Here is a 19,393-nt window from a genome sequence, read left to right as displayed (position 1 = left end):
TTTGGTATTGCCGCCCTCTAATTTCATAGGGCAGGTATTTTCACAGGCTGCCGGCCCTTCCTTAAGCGGATCGCTTTCCATTCAGGTTCAGGCTCAGCTTCGGGCCGCCTTCAACTGCTCCAGCACAGCTGTGGATACATGGACACTGCCGATATCCCCGTGAAAAATCACGCCATGCCGCGCCCCATGGAAATCCGAGCCGCCGGTGACCAGCAGGCCGAATTCCTCAGCCAGCGCAAGATAACGTTCATGCTCCGCCGGACCATGATCGGAATGGTAGACCTCGATTCCGCGCAGAGCACCGGTCTCCAGGATCTTCCGCACCAGTTCATCATCCCCGTAAATGCCGGGATGGGCCAGCACCGCTGCGCCGCCCGCTTCCTGTATCCAGCGGCAGGCGGTTTCCGGCGTGATGCGCGGAGGCGATACATACGCCGCTGCACCTTCAGCCAGATATTTATCAAACGCATCCCGCATGTCCGCTGCTGCTCCAAGGCGCACCAGCTCATCGGCAATATGCGGCCGGCCGACACTCTCATCCGGCTTCAGCTCCCTGCCCATGCCCGATAACACCTGCTCCATGCTGATCTCAATCCCCAGCCCGCGAAGCTTGTCTATTATTGCCTCATTTCGCCCCAGGCGGGTATTCCGCTGCTGTTCCAGCCGGGACAGGAACAGCTCCTGCTCCGTATCGATATAATAGCCGAGCACGTGAATCTCTTTCCCTCCGGCCCGCGTGCTGATCTCTACACCGGGAACCACCGTAATTCCCAGCCGCTTACCGGCTTCCAGCGCTTCTGCAATACCGCTTACGGTATCATGGTCGGTAATGGCTACCGCCGCCAGCCCTTTCTCATAAGCCAGACGCACATTCTCAGCCGGAGGCTGCATACCGTCAGAAGCCTGTGTGTGGCTATGCAGATCACATCTTCCCGACGCGATCCCCTCTTCGATTCCCTGCGTATATTCACTGATATTATTCTTCTCTTCCATATGAATCCCCCTCTATTTCTCCAAGTGTATCTTGTCTGCGGCGTTCTTATTCAGCTATTGCCCGTCCGCATGCTGGCGCAGGAAGGTTAGAAACGTTACAGCCGAAATCGGCAGCAGCGTCGACTTCAGATGAATCGCGTAGAACTGCCGTTTGAATGAGGCATCTGTGAGATTGACAATCTTCAGCAGTCCGAGCGCCACCTCATGCTTAACCGATGATGTTGAAATAATCGTAATTCCAAGCCCGGCCTCCACAGCCGACTTCACTGCGCCTGTACTGCCCAGCTCCATCACAATCCGCATGGCACCGGGATCAAGTCCCTTCGCTACCAGCTGCTCCTCCATCACCCTCCGTGTCCCTGAGCCCTGCTCACGCAGCACGAACGGATAACCGAGCGCATCGCTCAGGGTAACTTCAGCCTGGTCCGCCAGCGGGTGGCCCTGCGGAACGATCAGCTTGAGCTCATCGCCCATGACGGGCTCGATGACCATATCCGGATGGGATACCGGCGCTTCGATTAGCCCGAAGTTCAGCTGGTGTTTGTTAATCTCCTCCATAATCTGCGTGGTATTCATCACCTTCATCATGATTGAGATGTTCGGGTATTCCCTGCCGAAGGGACCGAGCAGGCGCGGAAGCACATATTCACCGATCGTCAGGCTCGCGCCCAGCTGCAGCCGGCCCTCCAGCATATGGGTGAAGGCTGACATCGCCTGATCCGTCTCCCGCATCAGCTGCATACTCCGCAGCGCGAATGGCATCAGCGTGCGGCCGGCTTCGGAGAGCATTATTTTTTTAGTCGACCGGTCAAACAGCTTGGCTCCGAAATAATCCTCCAGCGCCTGAATCTGCATCGTCACTGCAGGCTGTGTCATATGCAGCGTCAGTGCCGCCGCCGAGAAGCTGCCCCGTTCGGATACGGTATAAAAAATATGTAGCTGGTGAAAGTTCATGCTTTTCTGACTCCTTTTCAAAATAACCACACAAAGTGGCGATTTGCTTCGGGTGAATGCCTATTCTTCAAAAAAAGGGCACGCAGCCTTAAGCCGCATGCCTTCGTTGACTTACATCCCTTCTACTTGCGTCTGCGGCGCTTCTTCATCAGCTTCATGCGGCGGGAGTGGCGCAGCCACGAATAGTACTTCTTGAGATCCCGCAGCTGGGGAGTCGCCGAAATCCGGCCGAGAAACGACACTACCACCATGACGTACAGCGGCTCACCGGAGAGCGAAGTCACGCCCTCAAGCTGCCTGAAATCGACCACAATCACCGTATCGCCGTCGATCAGATAGGCATTATACTCACTGTGCGAATAGGGTTTCACCCTGTTCTGCTTCAAGCATTGCCAGATCCATGCCGTCACTTCGCCGTTCCCGTCATCCTCCTCTGCGACCCGGTCCGCATAGCGGCTCTTCGCATGCTGGGTAAGCACGATATCGGCAATCCCGTAGTCATTCAGCACGATATGGAAGGGCTCATACGCCTCCCACCATTCCATCCCCTTGCCATGCATTGTCATCACACTCCACGTAAAAGGGTCTTGGCATGCTCTTATTGTTGTCAATCTTACCGCATTGATGTCTGTTGTTCAAGCATACCGCCCTCCCCGTGAAGCATACAGGCGTGAGTCTTAGTGTCCGATCTTGTGCAGGCTGATATCGCTGTCATCAACATAGCTGCTGCCTTTGATCATTTTGCAGCTTTTTTTGAAGCGGGCCGCCTCTTCGGACAGGTCCTCGACCGAAGCGAATCTGCGGCAGCGGTTGGTTACAACGGCGATGGAGATCGAGACCAGCGGAATTTCCTCCATCCGTCCTGAACGGCTCTCGGTCAGCACAAACTGCCGGGCCAGATGCTCGGCATGATAGAAATCTTTTACCACCATATCGAACGCCCTGATGATGCTCCTGCAGCACTCCTCATATTGATAATGGCTGATGAAGATAATAAAGTCATCCCCGCCGATATGTCCCAAAAAACCGTCCAGATGCAGCGCCTCATGCTTCAAAAGCTCCGCCGTAGCCTGAATCATCCGGTCGCCTTCCTTAAACCCGTATGTATCGTTGTAGGCCTTAAAATGATCCAGATCAATGTAAAGAACACTGAACTGCTCCTGCAGCAGCGATTTAACCATCCACTCTGTAATACTGACATTGCCCGGCAGTCCCGTTAACGGGTTCAGAAAGCTGGCCGCCACCGCCTGAATTTCCGCAAAATTAAGCAGCAGATCCCGCACGCTCACCGCTCCGAACAATGCGTTCCCGTGGGTGACGATCACATAGTCGTACAGATTCTCTTCGTTCCTGGCCATAGCCAGCCTGCTCACATCAATAATCGGCGTCTTATAATCCACCACAAGCGGATTTCTATCCATCACCAGCTCCACGGATCTGCCCATATACAGCGTATAACCATACAGTGTACCGATTTGCTGATAAAAACGGATTCTCATGATGAGCGCTACCGTACAGCCATTCTCAGTTACTGCGACGCCTTGGAGCTGTGGATTCTTTTTGAAAATCTGATCTACAAACTCGCATTTGTGATGGATCGTAATTTCCGGAATCTGCTCGGCGATTTCACCAATTTGAAGAAACATGCCTGTATCCTCCTCTTCCTGGAAACGGCTGTGCCGAAGACGGGAATCCTCCATGTTCAGGCAGATGGGCCGGTCTTCCAAGCGCATAACCTTGACCAAACTCCACTCCCGCCATCTGCAAAAAGAGCAGCTCCTGCGCCGTCTCGATGCCTTCGGCAATCACCCGGGTAGACGAGCGGTCCGCGTATTCCCTGACCAGCTCCAGCAGCTCCTGCTGTTCCCTGCTGCTGTGAATTCCGCGGATCAGCGACTTGTCCAGCTTAATGAACTCCGGTTTCAGGTAGACCAGCGTCTTGAGGCTATTGTAACCGGAACCGGCATCGTCAACGGCAATGCGGAAGCCCTGTTCACGATAATGGGACAACACTTTCTCGAATCCGATATAATCCTGCACCGCCTGACGTTCCGTCAGCTCAAACACCACACGCTCCGGCGCAAGTCCCAGCTCCTTCAGGAGGGTAAGAGTTTCACCGCTTTTGTGGCGGGAATCATTCAGCACCCCCGGATGCACATTAACAAATACCAGTTTATCACCCGCAGCATCCGCCTCCGGCAGCCGCTCCATATAACGGGACAAGGACATTCTCCGGCAGTACTGCTCGAATCTGAACATCTGCTCTGTCCTTCCGGCAAAATCATAGAAATGCTCGGTGCTCGGGAACTGCGGGGAACTGGGCGGGCGGTTCAGCACTTCATGTCCGATCGTTGTCCCGCTCCGCAGATGCAGAATCGGCTGAAAGTATGTATCCAGCATTTCCTTATCCATAATATCAAGCAGCATAGATAATCTGCCCAGCTCCCTGGCTTCTTCCCTGAATCTTCCGCTCAGATGCTGAAAGTATTGCGGCAGCGCCGCCAGCTTGCGGGACAGTGTCCCTGATTTATTCATTTTATCACCTGTATGTTTTCTTCGTGAATTTTGTCACTCTCTCTCCAGCATAGTCCGGAAGTATTAAGCAGGTATAAACTATGGGCGGCAGTCAACGGTTTATGGCAGTAATTTAGGACAGGCCCGGACTGGTATAGCGTCAGATATACACTAGTGAAAATCACTTAGGCAAATCGCCTGCTGAGGGTCTGCAATGACCCGGACATGATATGTGCCTAGGAGTATCCGGTATGCTTAATTGCACTTTGTACAACTAAATCCTCTGACTTTGAACCCCCTCAACGTTTAGTTGTATTTCGTGCAATTAAAGTGACTGTAGCAGAAGGTTTCCACCCATTTTGGCAGATTTAGTTGTACAGGATACAGTTAAACGATGCAAGCACATCTTTTCGCTGTTTTTAACTGCACAAACTACAACTATCACTGAATACCCAATTGAAACTGAATACACAAATTGCTGCATTAAATGAACTGTTGTACTAACCGGAACATATTCAAGGTATTTCCGGGTACAGCAAATAACCTCAGGCCCGCATTGGCGGAATGAGGTTAGGTTAGAAACACAAAGGAGCATGAGACTTATAGGATGCGTTAGAATTAAAGCTCAGTTACAGCTCCAGGCCGACCCCGCTCATTCTGAGCTCCAGCATCCTGGCGATCAGACTACCCAGATGGGCGCCGGCCTCTACCGGAGGAGTACCTCCCTGATGAATGTTGGATAGAACCATCCGCTGGGAATCTGTCATTCCGGAACGCGGCCTGTAGCCAAGATAAGCACTCATGGACCGGGAGGTGATGAGCCCCGGACGTTCTCCGATCAGCATTACAATCACTTCGGGCTCCAGAATATCGCCAATAGCATTCATACAGCCGACCCTGGCCTTCCGCACAAAAAACGGCGTCCCCGCAGCCAGCCCGTGAACCGCCAGAGAGTCCAGCAGCGCCGGATAGATATCCCGCAGGTTGCTGTCAATGGCATCGGCACTTAGTCCGTCCGACACCACAATCTGCACCTGCGGAGCCTGGATACAGCGCTCCCGCAGAAGCCGGATACTGCTCTCCGGCAGCTGCCGGCCCAGATCCGGCCGTTTCAGGTACAGCTCCTTGTCCGTCACCTCTGAGTCAACCGCAAACAGCTCCAGCTCATCCAGCAATGCGCTGCTGACGCTGCCGTATACTGAATCGACTGCAGCCGCATGATCCAGGCGCAGCTGCAGCTGCTCACGGGTCGTCGGCCGTGTTCCTGCCCGGCCTGTGCCGATCCGCGCCGGTGTAGCCTTACGCAATCTTTCCATTCCCTCCGGATCGTGGAATGCCATGCTTGCCCCTCCTTCGCTGTTTAAATGAATAACGTGGGATCACCGGCAAGTGCAGTCAGTCGGCCATTCTTCAGGATGCCCATTTTGTCCGCCCAAGCCGAGAACTCTGCCCCCGGCTGCAGACGCAGCAGCTCCCGTACAGTAGCAATATCATGAAAGCTGGTCGACTGGTAATTCAGCATGCAGTCATCCGCCATCGGTACCCCGATGAAGAAGTTTACTCCGGCGGCCGCCAGGAGGACAGCTAAGTTATCCATGTCATTCTGGTCTGCCTTCATGTGGTTCGTATAACAGACATCCACACCCATCGGGAGTCCCTGGATCTTGCCCATGAAATGATCCTCAAGCCCGGCCCGGATTACCTGCTTGCTGTCATACAGGTACTCGGGTCCGATAAAACCGACGACGGTGTTCACCAGAAACGGCTTGAATGCTTTGGCCAGACCATAGCAGCGGGATTCCAGTGTAAGCTGATCCACACCGTGATGACCGCCCGCTGACAGCTCTGACCCTTGCCCCGTCTCAAAATACCAGCGGTTCTCCCCGCTGGCCGTGCCGGACTCCCGGATCAGCTGATCCGCCTCCTGCAGAAGCCGCAGATCAATCCCGAAGGATTGGTTGCCGCTCTCTGTACCGGCAAGACTCTGGAAGATCAGATCCGCCGGAGCCCCCTTGGATATGGCTCTCATCTGGGTGGTCACATGGGCAAGCACACTGTTCTGCGTCGGTATGCCCCATCTGTGAATGACCCTTTGGTTTCGTGGAGGAGGCGGATAATATTGTCTGTTGTATCAATGACAGGATTGATACCGATTACCGCATCCCCGATGCCGTAGCTCAATGCTTCATAGATGGAAGCCTTCATCCCCAGCGGATCATCCGTAGGATGATTGGGCTGGGCCCGGCTCCCGAGCCGCCCGCGTTCTCCCAGCGTAGTATTGCAGCGGGTAATCACTTCACACTTGGCCGCGGCCTGGATCAGATCCAGATTGGACATCAGCTTGGCAGCCGCAGCGGCCATCTCACTATTCAGGCCTCTGCCGATCCGGCGCACCTCAGTCTCAGATGCAGCGAGCAGCTGTTCCCTCAGCTCTCCAACCGTCCAGCTGCGGATCGTTTCGTAGACCGCTTCATCCACTCCCTCTTCGATCACTCTTGACACCTCGTCAGTCTCTGGAGGCAGCAGCGGGTGGCTGCGGATATCCGCCAACGTCAAGCCGGCCAGCACAAGCTTGGCTGCCATCCGTTCGCGGTCGTCCGCTGCAGCGATTCCGGCAAGCTGGTCCCCGGACTTTTCTTCATTCGCCTTGGCAAACAGCTCCTTCAGATCATGAAACCGGTAGCTTTCACCAAGCAGAGAGACGGTCAGTTTCATCGCACTTCATTCCTTTCCGCCTAATTCGTTGAACTAAAGACCAGGGTCTTGACGGCAACCGGTATATAATCCCCGTCCGCCGGGATTCCAATGTCAATATAATCGCCATGTGCCACAGTAATCTGGTCCAGACAGACGCAGGCTTGCCGGCCTTGGGATAGCAGATAGATACAATTGCCCAAAGCTTTGGCAATGTCATTCTCACAGATCAGGATGCAAAGCTTCAGCTTATACTTCCGGGAACACCCGGTCACTGCTTCAGCAATCCGGCGTAACACAGAATAGGAGCAGGGGGTGATTTCCGGGATGGCGATTGCAAACTGCATTTCTTCCGGTTCAATTGAACCGTGCCTTATGGCTCCCGCAGCAAAAGCAGCTTCTATAGAGGCTAAAATCTCATCCGGCTGCTCAACGTCCTGGACCTGTACGGGCCCGACCAGCTCTACAACGGGAATATTCCGCAGCGGCAGCAGGTTGGGGTCTGCATAAACCGTTGAACCGCTGAGCTGCAGGGTATGAACACCTGCACCAATCACTGTAGCCCGCTGCGCGCTTGGAGCGGCCTGCAGCTTCACCGGGTAGTGTTCGGCGGCCTTTTTAATGGCATGAGCCAGCAGCGGCCCGATATCCCCATACCTTGCAGTCTCCGCGATATTGCGGGGAGCGGCCTGCTCCATTAATGCACCCACACCCCCCGAGATCCAAAGCTCCGTAACTGTAGCCTCTCTTGCAAATGCAGCCGGAAGGTCCGGGTGACCATAGATTAATGGACAGGCTTGCGGATCACTGCCCTTAAGCAGGACCTCCAGCAGCAGTTCACTCCATCTCCGGGTGATCTCCTGCAGCACAGGCCAATCCGCCTGCTCCCCCTCTTGCAGCCACAGCCCTTCCCGGTTCAGCCATTGCCGGGCCGCGGGATATATTTTCGCTACGGTTCCAGCCTTATCCAGCATAATCAGCCGGCCGCCGATATGAAAGTTCAAGGTTCCTATGCAACTTCCGCTGTTGAAATATGCCGCGTTTGCCGTACCGCCTCCGATATCCACATTGACTATCGTCCCCGCCGCTCTTCGCGAATGAGCTTCCGCTCCAGCGCCTTTGCCCGCAAGGACAGCCTCCAGATCCCCGCCTGCCTGGGCAACCACGAACTCTCCCGACTCCCCCGCCAACTGATGGAGGATGGAATCCGCGTTCGATCTTACCGCCGTTTCTCCAGTAATAATGACAGCCCCCGTATCTACCTCCTCAGGCTTCAGTGCCGCGCTGTGGTACTCTGCCGACAGAATCTGCTGTAATGCCGGAAGATCGATTTGCGATTCGCCTATCAGCGGTGTTAGATGCATTGGGCTCTCATATATAATATTCCGCTCCGTGATATGATATTGCGGCAGCATGGACACACCATATCTCCGTCCGACCGTAAGTCTGCTGAAGACTATTTTAGTCGTACTTGTTCCAATATCAATTCCGACACTGGTTATTTCACGCTTCGGTTCTATGCCGTTCCCTCCCGCCTGCAGCAGTGCCAAAATAAATGCCAAAGTATAAAAAAAGACGCCTTATCAGCCTTGCATCGCTCTGCCATGCGTGCCTATTACGTCTGTGCCCTCTGTTGTACTCGTTGCGTTGTATTTATTGTGTTGTATTTATTGTATAGATCTATTGCAGATAATCCCAGTAGGATCAGCTTGCTTTCCTTGAGGATATAGTAAGTCACCGGCGATTAGATGTCAATTTAGTTAACATTCCCCCTGCAAAATATCATCCATCCCGCTTTCGGCGGATTCAAAGGTATTCATACCCCACATTGTATTCGGTTTTTCGCATACATCCGGCTCGTCTACCCTATCATTGGAGCATTGTATTCGGTTTTTCGCATACATCCGGCTCGTCTTCCCCATCATTGGCACATTGTATTCGGTTTTTCGCATACATTTGGCTCATCTACCCTATCATTGGAGCATTGTATTCGGTTTTTCGCATACATTTGGCTCGTCTACCCTATCATTGGAGCATTGTATTCGGTTTTTCACATACATTTGGCTCGTCTTCCCTATCGCTAGAGCATTATTTACGTGATCATAAAATATATTAAATTCAAAAAAACAGACGCCAGCGGCGCCTGTCCAATATGGCTATATTTGAATTTACAAACCGTAATAACGGGACTTGTCCGGGCCATTGCTGGTGTATTCAGTCTTGAGTTCATTGCGGTAGGAACGCTCAATCTTACGCACGTAGGAAAGTCTGCGGACATTCTTCATAACTTCCTCGGCGCGTTCCGCGTTCACATACATTACCGCATAGTGCATTTTTCGGGAAACATAGTGCAGTGTTCCGTATTTCTCCAGGTTACGCGCTGCCTTGACGTCGCTAACCCAAACGATATAACCTGTCCGTTCCGCAAACATAAGCTCATCCGCCTTTCTTTCTCTATTCTCAATACGGCCAGCTTATCCGCAAGAGCATTTGCCTCCGCTGCCGCATCCGCCTTTGGGGGACGGGTCATTGCTCGGAACCTTGATGCTGTCCGATACCGAGAAGGCGATTGCTTCAGACATGGAGTGAAGAATATCATCCAGCGTCTTCTCCGCATTCTTGAAGCGGACAACCTCTTCGAACTGTTCCAGCTCCCGCTCTACTAACTCAACCTCATCCTTGGCCGAATGATAGTTCGGGTGAAAATGTCCAAACCGCTGTGTCTCCTCAAACAGCTCCTTCTTGCTCTGCAGCCGTTTGACCATGGCCTGGATTTCGGGGCTCTGATCGACCCGCCCTTTCCAGTATAAGTAATCCGACACTTCGGCGGATTGGTTAATCATATCGCCTAATTCATAGGCGTATGTCAGCACTTCGGCCATATCGACCGTATTTAATTCCGCTACGCTCATGAACTTCAACTCTTTTCTGCATTAATGTTCTACCGCAAACGGTAGACTACCTTATCATAACATATCCGGCTGCTACAGAAGAAGAGGAATTTCTCTGTTTGACCGGATGCAGCAGCTTCATTTCCTGCCAGTCTTCGGCGGCAAGCTGAATCTGCTCTACAGTCCCTGAACCTGAACGCAGCAGATTCCCCCGTACTCTCCACGGGCGGCCGCTTATTTGCTCCGGAATGAAGTCTGCTGTTTGGCCCTGCACGGAAATTCTAACCTTGATCCCCCAGCCCAGCGCCTGCTCCATTACCTTCTGCGCCGTAGTCACATGGTACTGCCTCCACTGGTTGAACCACATTTGCGGAACGGCATCTTCACCCGGAAGCAGCTCCGGAAGCAGCTCCTGATCCTGCGCTGTCCCCGCCAGTGGCAGGAGCTTCGGATACGCTGCAGCACCAAGCAGTCCCCGTTCCCCGGCAGGAGAAGGAAGCTCATAACGGAATGCTGCTGCGGGCCGTTCAAAAGGTCCAAACGGGTTGTACGGCTGCAAGGCCTCCTCCCGGCCGCCGATGATTCTTGGCGGAGCCAGCCCGGCTGCAGCCAGCTCCTTGCGCAGCTGGCCGACAGATTCCGGGCGAACGATGAAGTGGAGCGGGCCAATCCGGGTCAGAATATCCTGCAGCCGGGGATGCGCAGCAATATCTCCGCTCTCCTGTTCACCTGCACAGGACAGCAGAATAACCTCGGACAATGATGTCCGCCCGATTCCCTTAGCCCACTGCCGCAGCGACAGCTCCACCTGCTCCGGCAGGCCCCCCTGAGCATGCGCGGTAAGCCAAGCAATGGCATTCCCGGGAGGACAGCCCAGCTCCGCTGCGGACTCCAGCATTTCCCGGGTCAGCCGGAAGCTCCAGAGGTCCTGATTATGCAGCAGCTCGGCGTATCCTGCCAGGGTCCAGCGGATGGTATACGGAACTTCAGGCGGGACCAGCACCTCGAAATCCGGCTGGACAACGAACCTGCCGGCCGCAGGTACAGCAGATTCTGCAGGCAAGCCCCAGTCCGCGCCAGTCTCCCCTGACTTCAATGAGCTGCCGGAGAGTACCTCCTTCTGCACCTGCTCCTGCTCCTCCTGCTCATGGTCGCCTTCTGGTACAGCAGATCCGCCGCAGGCTTCATCTGGTTGCGATTTCTCCGCTTTCACAATACCTGTATCTTCTCCGCTTACCTCCGGTTCTATTGTACCTGCCGAAGCTCCGTCCAGTTGCGGCTTCACTGCCTTCCACCGGAAGCAGGGCTCTCCCTTGGCTGAATAACCCAGGTCACACCAGCCGAAGCCTGCCAGGCAGCGGAGCCAGGCAATGGCGGACGCATGAAGCTCCGAACCGTCCGGCCCGGCATCAGACTGTACCTTGGCAAGGCCGCTCTGTATCATCCAATCCAGAAGAGGCGGCACGGCAAACCATTCTCCCGGGGGAAATTCCGCCGTGGAGATCAGATGTCTGAAATGCTGCCCGGCAGGCTCCGGAGAGCCATAACGGCTGATTACAATGCGGTATAGCGTATCGGTCATCTCCTGCTCGGTCAGCGCCAGCCAGCACTGCAGCTTCGTTATGTCTATTAAATATCCGCTGCTGCTGCGGCTGATCAGACCCAGAACAGCCATCAAATCTACGATAACCGTTACCGGAAGCGGGTAAGGCTCAGAACTGGCCTGGTTGAGCTTAAGTCCAGCAAGATGCTCCTCCTGCATCGACAGCTGGCCTGCCAGCAGACCGAGCTGCTTCTTGTGTATGAGTCCCTTGGCCGTCAGCGGCAAGCCCTCACGCGCTGTAAATAACAGCCCCCGGAACAGCTCGGCAGCCAGACCCGTGCAGGCAGCAAGCTGGGCCTGTATATCTGTTTCTCCAAGACTCTGCGGACGGGCAGGCCAGAAGCTCCGCCCGATCCGGGGGAACCTGTGCTGCGGAATCTGATACAGCTTCTCTCCCCACATTTTCTGGCGCAGCTCCAGCATTCCTGCCATGAGCAGCTCATTCAGCGCCAGCTCCTGCTCAGCACGGCACAGGAATGCCGGCCGCAGCCGTTCAATGGTATCCGCCGCCCAAGGGCTAGCTGCATGTTCCGCACAAATCGCCTGGAGTACTGCCTGCGCTTCCGGCGTCAGCTTCTGCACATCTGGATCAGGCTCCTGCCTCCTCATAGAATAGCCTCCTCCGCGGATTCCAGCATTCTGACTGCGTAATCGTAGCCTTGCTCGGTTAAGAACATCCTGCGCCGCAAGGCAAATTCCTGCTCCCTGCTGTCCCCCGAGACCAGCGTATAGAAATACGCCTTGTTGTCGCCCGGCTTTGGCCGCAAAATACGCCCCAGCCGCTGAGCCTCCTCCTGCCGCGAGCCAAAGGCTCCGGATACCTCAATCGCCACCGAGGCATCCGGCAGATTGACGGCAAAATTAGCCACCTTCGAGACAACCAGCAGCGGCAGCCGCCCTTCGTTGAAGGCGGCATACAATGCGCTCCGTTCCTTCTGTGTAGTTTTGCCGGTAATAAGCGGCGCGCCCAGAGTCTCCGCCAGCTGCTCCAGCTGGTCCAGATACTGGCCGATTACCAAAATCGCCGCCCCGGCATGTGCCGCAGCAATCGATGCCGCGGCCGCAGCCTTAGCCTGATTGCCGGCCGCCAGGCGGAACTGTTCTTTCACCCCGGCATAGATATATTGCTGCCGCAGCCGCTCATCCATCGGGACTATCACTTCTGTACAATCCACTGTCGCAATCCATCCCTGCCTCTCCAGCACCTTCCAGGGCAGATCGTAACATTTGGGCCCGATCAGGGAGAACACATCACCTTCCCGGCCATCCTCCCGGACCAGCGTTGCTGTAAGACCCAGCCGGCGCGTAGCCTGAATGTCTGCCGTAGCCCTGAAGACAGGAGCCGGGAGCAGATGGACCTCGTCATAAATTATGAGCCCCCAGTTCCGCTCATTGAACAGATTCATGTGGACAAACGGCCCTCCCTTGGCTGTACGGTGGGTCAGAATCTGATAGGTGGCGACCGTGACAGGCCGTACCTCCCGCTTCTCACCGGAATATTCCCCGACTTCATCCGCGCTCAGGGTCGTCCGCTGCAGCAGCTCACTCCGCCACTGCTCGACCGAGGTGGTGCTGGAGGTAAGAATCAGCGTTTCACACTGCAGATGCTCCAGGACTGCAATCCCTACTACCGTTTTGCCCGCACCGCAAGGCAGAACAACAACACCGCTGCCGCCGATGCCCCCAATCCCCTGGAACTGCCGGACAGCATCCCTCTGATAATCCCGGAGCCCGAAAGCCTCCCCGCTAATTCCGGCCCCCATCCCCGCTTCCTCTGTCCAGGCAAGCTTCAGCTCCTGCCCGTCCCGGAAACCGGCATAATCAAGCACCGGATAACCAAGTCCTGTTAATTCCTGCTTGAGCAGCCCCCTGTTGCTCTTCGGACAATAGCTCTGCAAAGGGCCTGCCCTGTGCCAGCCCAGCTCTTTCAGAATCAGGCTGTCCTCCAGTTCATCCAGCAGTCCGGCCTGATCAGCTGAGAGCGTGATGAGCAGCGGATCAGTTTCATGCGTGCGCAGCTGCAATCTTCCGTACCGGGACATCAGCTGCCTGATTTCACCCTCAAGGCCGGAGGGAATTCCCCAGCGTGACAGCCTGCGGAGCTTAGCAATAACCGCTTCTGCCTCCTGGCCTCCAGCCGCTGCATTCCACAGGGACAACGGCGTTATCCGGTAGGTGTGATAGACCGGAGGGCTTTTGACAAGCTCGGCAAAATCAGCCAGGACCGCCCTGGCTTCCTCATATCCGGGATGGCCGCATTCCAGCAGAATGGTCCGGTCGTTTCTGGTAATGCACGCACCCTTTCCATCAGCATTCATAGTATTCCCTCCTTGTGATCTACAGTGTTTAAGCTTTAATACAGCAGGAAATGGATTCTCCCCCTAAACAGGTAGCACAAAATAACCCCACAACGTGGGGCTTTCTGCTTATTAATTTCAATTTTGAAAAAGCCCACCTCCGTGTAACGGACATGAGCTTTCCATAACCCTATTTAATGCAGCTGCCGCTGGGAGATTCCGCTTAACGCCTCTGCTGCCTCATCCGCATAAATCCTTTTCACCGCCAAGTCGCCAAGCGACACAATTCCGATCAGCTTCTTGTCACGGATCACCGGAATACGGCGGATTTGTCCTGAAGCCATCAGTTCCGCAGCCTCATCAACAGAAGCCGTCTCCGAAATGGAGATAACCTCCCGGCTCATGACGGTTTCAACGGCTGTGGAGCCGGGATGCTTGTCCGCATACCCTCGGAGTACAAGATCACGGTCCGTGATTACACCCAGCAGCGTTGCACCGTCAGCCGAATCTACTACAGGAATGAAGCCCGTCCCGTAATCTCTCATTTTGACGGCAACCTCATAGATATTATCGAGCAGCGTGACCGAAGCCGGATTGGCGGTCATTACTTCCTTGACTGTCTTCAAGAATGAACCCTCCTGTCTGCCATGTCACCATGCCATTTGAGAGTAGTTTTTCCTCAAGCGTCAAATATTATACAAATACATTATTGTTCATTCAGACAGGAATCGGCCATAGCCACCAGAAGCTTTGCCCCATAGAGCATGGCATCCTCGTCAAAGTCAAATTTGCTGTGATGATGCGGATAGACGGCATCCTTGGCAGGATTGCCAGCGCCCACAAAGATGAAGCAGCCGGGGATTTCCTTAACATAATAGGAGAAGTCCTCCGCAGGCATAATTTTCTCCATCAGCATAACAGTTGCGCCTTCTCCCAGTGCTTCCGGGGCGACACGGTAAAAGCGGTTAAATTCCGCTTCATCATTCACCAGCGGCGGATACCCCATCAGATAATCGACAGTCGCCTCTGCACCATACGCTGCTGCGATGGAAGCCGTCATCTCCTCGATTCTGCGGCGGATCAGATAGCGCGTCTCTTCATCGAACGCGCGCACAGTCCCCGTAATCCGGCAGCGCTCGGCAATAATATTCTGGGCAGATCCGCCTTGAATCGTCCCTACGCTGACCACTGCAGGACGCAGCGGATCTACAGTCCGGCTGACAATGCTCTGCAGCTGGGTAACAAGAGCCGCCCCTGCCACAATGCTGTCCACCGTACGGTGCGGCATGCCGCCGTGGCCGCCCTTGCCGATAATATCGATGAAAAATTCATCGGCGGAGGCCATCAGCGGGCCTGGCGCGCTGCCCACGGTACCTAGTGGAAACGGCGTCCACAGATGCAGTCCATAGACGGCATCAGCACCATCCAGCACACCTTCTGCAATCATCCCCATTGCACCGCCCGGACAGACCTCTTCCGCCGGCTGGAACAGGAAACGGATCTCGCCGCGGATATCTTCACGGCGTGCACTGTAATACGCAGCCGCAGCCAGCAGCATTGCCGTATGCCCGTCATGTCCGCAGGCATGCATAACCCCGGGATTCTGCGAAGCATATTCCCGTCCATTTTCTTCAGTAATCGCCAGGGCATCCATATCTGCACGCAGAACAACCGTTCTGCCGGGCAGTGCCCCTGTAAGTATACCTGTCAGTCCGTAGCCGGACCCGCTTCTTCTAACTTCAATCCCCAGTTCGGACAGTCTTGCTCCGACATAGGCGGATGTCTCCTTCTCCTGGTAAGACAGCTCCGGATGGCGGTGTAAATGGCGGCGCCATTTCACCATCTCCGGCAGCAGCTCCTCTACCGCTAACCTCTCCATAATTCTCCATTCCCTTCTCCGGCAGCATACTTCGGACAAGCCTGCAGTCTGACTCTTCTGTGTAAAGACCGGCCGCAGCATGCCATATATCTTTTATTGTAGCAGAAACACAAAAAAGTGGGTATCAATAGGCCCGCTCTACCTTGCACAACCCCGTGAAACATACTATCATGAGGAGGAACATCGCAAATTTTAATTACAAATGTACCATTATACTTCATACAGGGGAGTTGTGCGCTATGATATTTGAGAACACGGGCCTCGAAGGATTGAAGAGTGACCTTCTTTATCTGGACGAGAGCGCAACCAAAGCCGGGTTTATCCGCTGGCAGTGGGAATACTACCGCGCTACATACGACTGCAAGATAGAAGACCGCCAGAACGGCGGCGAGTACTTCCTGCGGATCAACACCCGCGCTGTGGAAGGGAAGCTGGAAAAGGCGGATGCCATACTGGCCATTGAAGCCGTCTACTTGGGCAAAGCCACTTTCCCCCACGGTCTGGATTATGAATCCACGGTGCCTCAGGCGGTACTGGATACCGCAACGGAGCATATTCATCAATTGAAAGAGCTGCTGGAAGCTTGAGTACCGCAAAGGGAAAGACAGCCTCCAAAGCCAGCCTGCCCAAAAGAGGAACGCCCGATTTCCAGTTGCTTATTCTTACCCTGCTGCTCGTCGGCTTCGGTCTGGTCATGGTCTTCAGCGCGAGCTCCAGCTTAACCCTGGCCAGTGAGAAATTCAGCTATGACGCTTTTTATTTCGTGAAACGCCAGTTGGTCTGGGCCGTGTTGGGAAGCTTCGTCATGTTCACTGTGATGAATATCCATTACAGCAAGTTCAAGAAATGGTACGCTCCGATCTTCGTCATCACGCTGGTCCTCCTGCTCTTCGTGGCTACCACCGAGAGAATTAACGGAGCCAAGAGCTGGATGAACATCGGAGGCCTTGGCATCCAGCCTACCGAGCTGGCCAAGATCTCTATCATTCTGTACCTGTCAGCACTCATCACCAAAAAAGGTGAACGTTTGCGGGATCTTCGCACCGGATACATTCCTGTGATGATCATCGTCGGTATTGTGGCCGGACTGATCATGATGCAGCCGGATCTGGGCTCTTGTCTGATTCTCGTGGCTACCAGCGGTCTTGTTATCTATGCCGGCGGTGCGAGCATGAAGCATATTCTCGGCTCAATCGGCTTGCTGGTCCTGGGTGTCGCACTTGTCATGGGAGCCAAGACAGCCATTGACTCCCTGTCGCCGCCGACCGAGAAGGCAACAGCCAATCAGGATTACAGACAAGGCCGGATCGAAGCCTTCCTGGACCCCGAGAATAACTCGGAAGGCAGCGGCTATAACATTATGCAGTCACTGATCGCTTTAGGCGAAGGCGGGACACAAGGCTCCGGTTTCGGTCAAAGCATCCAGAAGCTGCACTATCTGCCGTACCCTTATACGGATTTTATTTTTGCCATTATCGGTGAAGAGCTCGGATTTGTAGGAACCTCTATCTTCCTGTTGCTCTATCTGTATTTCATCTGGAGAGGCATTCTGATCGCGCTGCGGTGTACAGACCCCTTCGGCACACTGGTCGGCATAGGTGTGATGGGGCTGATTGCGATTCAGGCCTTTATCAATATAGGCGGTGTGACCAACACTATTCCGCTTACGGGAGTTACGTTACCCTTCATCAGCTACGGCGGCTCTTCCCTGCTGGTCACCATGCTCTGTATGGGGATTATGCTCAGCATCTCCAGGGAAACCAACCGTCCCTCCAAAGAGGAAGTCGTCAAGTCCGTCACTACCGTCAGACAGGTGCGTGCGAATAGCCGTGCCAGCACGCGTGCCCGTTAAGTGGCTGCATCCTGACCGGTTGAATAGGGTATAACAAAAGGCAGTCCGAATGAACTCCCCGGACTGCCTTTTGTGTACCCGCTATGCTCCTTAAGCAGTTAGCGCTTACGAGATCTCATCGTTCTTGAAGGCCACGCCTTCAACCTTAACATTTACCTCTACGATATGAAGCCCTGTCATGCTCTCCACAGCCTCGCGGACATTCTGCTGCAGCATCCGGCACACTTCGTGAATCGGCGTTTCATAGAGAACAATAATGCGCAAATCCACTGCCGCTTCCAGCTGGCCCACTTCAACAGTAACGCCCTTCTGCACATTCTTACCGCTCAGGCGTTTCGCCCATCCCTCAGACAAACCGCCAGACATGGCTGCAATTCCGGGAGTCTCCAAAGCTGCCAATCCGGCAATTTTCGAGACAACATCATTCGATATCCGTATATTTCCCATTTCAAGTTGAAGTTGTTCTGCCATGCCATATCCCCCCTACACTCATTATCAATTATTGTAATTCGAAAACAGGCTAAAAAGCAAATGACTTTCTCGCATTCCCGTTTACAGTCAGGAACAATTTGGGTATATTGATTATGAATTCAACCTACATACAGAGACTGGAGTGTGCTTTACCTTGAAAAAATGGATCTCGCCGGCGCTGCTGGTCATCACCTTCCTCCTCAGCGCCATCGGACATTATGCGGACTGGGACCATACCCTGCAGTTCGTATTGTCCGCTATCTCGGTTATCTTCGTGGCCGGTTTCCTCGGCCGGGCGACAGAGAGCGTAGCCCACTATGCCGGTCAGCGGCTGGGAGGGTTCCTTAACGCCACATTCGGCAACGCTGCCGAACTGATCATCGCCTTCTTCCTGGTCAAAGAAGGACTTTTCGACATGGTCAAAGCCAGTCTCACCGGCTCGATCATCGGTAACCTTCTGCTGGTGCTGGGACTCAGTATTTTTGCCGGCGGTATGAAGTTCAAGGTTCAGAACTTCAATGTCACGCTCGCCGGGCTGAACGGATCGCTGATGATTGTTGCCGTCATCGCCTTGTTCGTTCCCGCCATGTTCTTCAACACCCACTCTATCACAGAGAAGGATACAGATGTACTCAGCCTTGTCGTCGCCGGCCTCCTGATTGCCGCTTACATAGCCTGGCTCGTCTTCTCTATGATTACGCACAAGAAATATCTCGCTGATGTAACGGATGCCAGTGCAGAAGAGCTGCCTAATGAGCATGCTCCGGTCTGGTCCAGAAACCGTTCGATCCTCTATCTGGTGATTGCTACGGTTATGGTCGCTTTCGTCAGCGAATGGCTGGTCGGCACCCTGGAGACCCTGACAGAACGCTTCGGCTTCAGTGAGCTGTTCGTCGGTGCATTCCTGGTGGCAATCATCGGTAATGCCGCCGAGCACAGTGCAGCCATTATGCTGGCCATGAAGAACAAAATCGGCGCTGCGGTAGAGATTGCCGTAGGAAGCAGTCTGCAGATTGCCCTGTTCGTTGCACCGGTGCTGATCTTTGCCAGCTATTTCATGGGCAACACCATGTCCATCGTATTCACCACCATCGAGATTGTAGCTATTGCTGTATCGGTATTTATCGCCAAGTCAATTATTCAGGACGGCTCAACCAACTGGTACGAAGGTCTGCTGCTGCTCGCGGTATATCTGATTCTCGGTGTATCGTTCTATCTGGTATAACAACTCTGCACAAAAAAAAC

17 protein-coding genes and 1 pseudogene are annotated in these 19,393 nt (G+C 54.2%); 3 read left to right on the top strand and 15 right to left on the bottom strand.

Translation table 11 applies throughout. The features are described 5' to 3' along the window. Positions 1-93 precede the first annotated feature (93 nt). From QW71_RS12250 to QW71_RS12180, 14 genes and pseudogenes are all read right to left on the bottom strand, one after another. Positions 94-954, bottom strand: a complete 861-nt coding sequence (locus QW71_RS12250; RefSeq protein ID WP_039298179.1) for a PHP domain-containing protein — start codon at positions 952-954, stop codon at positions 94-96. Positions 955-1,047: 93 nt separating this feature from the next. Further along, entirely contained in the window at positions 1,048-1,947 is a 900-nt protein-coding gene (locus tag QW71_RS12245) for a selenium metabolism-associated LysR family transcriptional regulator (RefSeq protein WP_039297980.1), read from the bottom strand. A gap of 122 nt (positions 1,948-2,069) precedes the next feature. Next, positions 2,070-2,507 carry a hypothetical protein gene (locus tag QW71_RS12240; protein ID WP_039297979.1) on the bottom strand — a complete coding sequence of 146 codons (438 nt, stop codon included), beginning with the start codon at positions 2,505-2,507 and terminating at the stop codon, positions 2,070-2,072. Between the two features lie 117 nt (positions 2,508-2,624). After that, on the bottom strand, positions 2,625-3,593 hold the full coding sequence (locus QW71_RS12235; RefSeq protein WP_039297976.1) for a GGDEF domain-containing protein: 969 nt from the start codon (positions 3,591-3,593) through the stop codon (positions 2,625-2,627). Continuing rightward, entirely contained in the window at positions 3,574-4,482 is a 909-nt protein-coding gene (locus QW71_RS12230) for an EAL domain-containing protein (protein WP_039297974.1), read from the bottom strand. Before QW71_RS12230 ends, QW71_RS12235 begins: the two co-directional genes overlap by 20 nt. Positions 4,483-5,090: 608 nt before the next feature. Continuing rightward, on the bottom strand, positions 5,091-5,801 hold the full coding sequence (gene eutC / locus QW71_RS12225) for an ethanolamine ammonia-lyase subunit EutC (RefSeq protein ID WP_047013758.1): 711 nt from the start codon (positions 5,799-5,801) through the stop codon (positions 5,091-5,093). A gap of 20 nt (positions 5,802-5,821) precedes the next feature. Next, positions 5,822-7,176: pseudogene (locus QW71_RS37070) on the bottom strand (ethanolamine ammonia-lyase subunit EutB). 20 nt (positions 7,177-7,196) lie between these two features. Beyond that, complete coding sequence (locus QW71_RS12215; protein ID WP_052769996.1) at positions 7,197-8,717, bottom strand: ethanolamine ammonia-lyase reactivating factor EutA; 1,521 nt, start codon at positions 8,715-8,717, stop codon at positions 7,197-7,199. Between the two features lie 606 nt (positions 8,718-9,323). After that, the gene (locus QW71_RS12205; protein ID WP_020432997.1) at positions 9,324-9,587 is read right to left on the bottom strand and encodes a YlbG family protein; all 264 of its coding nucleotides are present in this window, start codon (positions 9,585-9,587) and stop codon (positions 9,324-9,326) included. A gap of 42 nt (positions 9,588-9,629) precedes the next feature. After that, positions 9,630-10,067, bottom strand: a complete 438-nt coding sequence (locus QW71_RS12200) for a YlbF family regulator (RefSeq protein ID WP_039297969.1) — start codon at positions 10,065-10,067, stop codon at positions 9,630-9,632. A 46-nt stretch (positions 10,068-10,113) separates the two neighbouring features. Next, a complete protein-coding gene (locus tag QW71_RS12195) occupies positions 10,114-12,258 on the bottom strand; it encodes a helicase-associated domain-containing protein (RefSeq protein ID WP_039297967.1) in 2,145 nt (714 codons plus the stop codon). Continuing rightward, entirely contained in the window at positions 12,255-13,967 is a 1,713-nt protein-coding gene (locus tag QW71_RS12190) for a DNA repair helicase XPB (RefSeq protein ID WP_039297965.1), read from the bottom strand. The genes QW71_RS12195 and QW71_RS12190 overlap by 4 nt, the downstream gene beginning before the upstream one ends. Positions 13,968-14,140: 173 nt before the next feature. After that, positions 14,141-14,572 (bottom strand): CBS domain-containing protein, encoded by a 432-nt coding sequence (locus QW71_RS12185; RefSeq protein ID WP_200905917.1) that lies wholly within the window; start codon positions 14,570-14,572, stop codon positions 14,141-14,143. A gap of 80 nt (positions 14,573-14,652) precedes the next feature. Beyond that, a complete protein-coding gene (locus QW71_RS12180; protein ID WP_039298172.1) occupies positions 14,653-15,825 on the bottom strand; it encodes an amidohydrolase in 1,173 nt (390 codons plus the stop codon). A 239-nt stretch (positions 15,826-16,064) separates the two neighbouring features. Between QW71_RS12180 and QW71_RS12175 the strand changes: the two genes are divergently transcribed. Then, positions 16,065-16,412: a YugN family protein gene (locus QW71_RS12175; protein WP_039297963.1), complete on the top strand. Its 348-nt coding sequence runs from the start codon at positions 16,065-16,067 to the stop codon at positions 16,410-16,412. Then, a complete protein-coding gene (ftsW, locus tag QW71_RS12170; RefSeq protein WP_083442524.1) occupies positions 16,409-17,677 on the top strand; it encodes a putative lipid II flippase FtsW in 1,269 nt (422 codons plus the stop codon). The genes QW71_RS12175 and ftsW overlap by 4 nt, the downstream gene beginning before the upstream one ends. Positions 17,678-17,782: 105 nt before the next feature. Here ftsW and QW71_RS12165 read toward each other — a convergent pair whose 3' ends face one another. Next, positions 17,783-18,148, bottom strand: a complete 366-nt coding sequence (locus tag QW71_RS12165) for an Asp23/Gls24 family envelope stress response protein (RefSeq protein ID WP_019911482.1) — start codon at positions 18,146-18,148, stop codon at positions 17,783-17,785. A 154-nt stretch (positions 18,149-18,302) separates the two neighbouring features. Here QW71_RS12165 and cax point away from each other — a divergent pair, with 154 nt between their 5' ends. Next, positions 18,303-19,373, top strand: coding sequence for a calcium/proton exchanger (gene cax, locus QW71_RS12160; protein ID WP_039297958.1), 1,071 nt, complete (start codon positions 18,303-18,305; stop codon positions 19,371-19,373). Positions 19,374-19,393 lie beyond the last annotated feature (20 nt).

Source organism: Paenibacillus sp. IHB B 3415 (genome assembly GCF_000802655.2).
In the GTDB taxonomy this organism is placed as follows: domain Bacteria; phylum Bacillota; class Bacilli; order Paenibacillales; family Paenibacillaceae; genus Paenibacillus_AQ; species Paenibacillus_AQ phytohabitans.
Note: the sequence above shows the minus strand (reverse complement) of the source record. Positions and strands in the feature narration are given on the sequence as shown.

Excerpts from the sequence above, each read along its gene's own strand:
- QW71_RS12195 (WP_039297967.1), bottom strand. The coding sequence starts at position 12,258 with ATGAGGAGGCAGGAGCCTGATCCAGATGTGCAGAAGCTGACGCCGGAA.
- QW71_RS12205 (WP_020432997.1), bottom strand. The coding sequence starts at position 9,587 with ATGTTTGCGGAACGGACAGGTTATATCGTTTGGGTTAGCGACGTCAAG.
- QW71_RS12245 (WP_039297980.1), bottom strand. The coding sequence starts at position 1,947 with ATGAACTTTCACCAGCTACATATTTTTTATACCGTATCCGAACGGGGC.
- QW71_RS12235 (WP_039297976.1), bottom strand. The coding sequence starts at position 3,593 with ATGTTTCTTCAAATTGGTGAAATCGCCGAGCAGATTCCGGAAATTACG.
- QW71_RS12240 (WP_039297979.1), bottom strand. The coding sequence starts at position 2,507 with ATGCATGGCAAGGGGATGGAATGGTGGGAGGCGTATGAGCCCTTCCAT.
- QW71_RS12190 (WP_039297965.1), bottom strand. The coding sequence starts at position 13,967 with ATGAATGCTGATGGAAAGGGTGCGTGCATTACCAGAAACGACCGGACC.
- QW71_RS12175 (WP_039297963.1), top strand. The coding sequence starts at position 16,065 with ATGATATTTGAGAACACGGGCCTCGAAGGATTGAAGAGTGACCTTCTT.
- QW71_RS12165 (WP_019911482.1), bottom strand. The coding sequence starts at position 18,148 with ATGGCAGAACAACTTCAACTTGAAATGGGAAATATACGGATATCGAAT.
- QW71_RS12180 (WP_039298172.1), bottom strand. The coding sequence starts at position 15,825 with ATGGAGAGGTTAGCGGTAGAGGAGCTGCTGCCGGAGATGGTGAAATGG.
- QW71_RS12230 (WP_039297974.1), bottom strand. The coding sequence starts at position 4,482 with ATGAATAAATCAGGGACACTGTCCCGCAAGCTGGCGGCGCTGCCGCAA.
- QW71_RS12200 (WP_039297969.1), bottom strand. The coding sequence starts at position 10,067 with ATGAGCGTAGCGGAATTAAATACGGTCGATATGGCCGAAGTGCTGACA.
- eutC (WP_047013758.1), bottom strand. The coding sequence starts at position 5,801 with ATGGCATTCCACGATCCGGAGGGAATGGAAAGATTGCGTAAGGCTACA.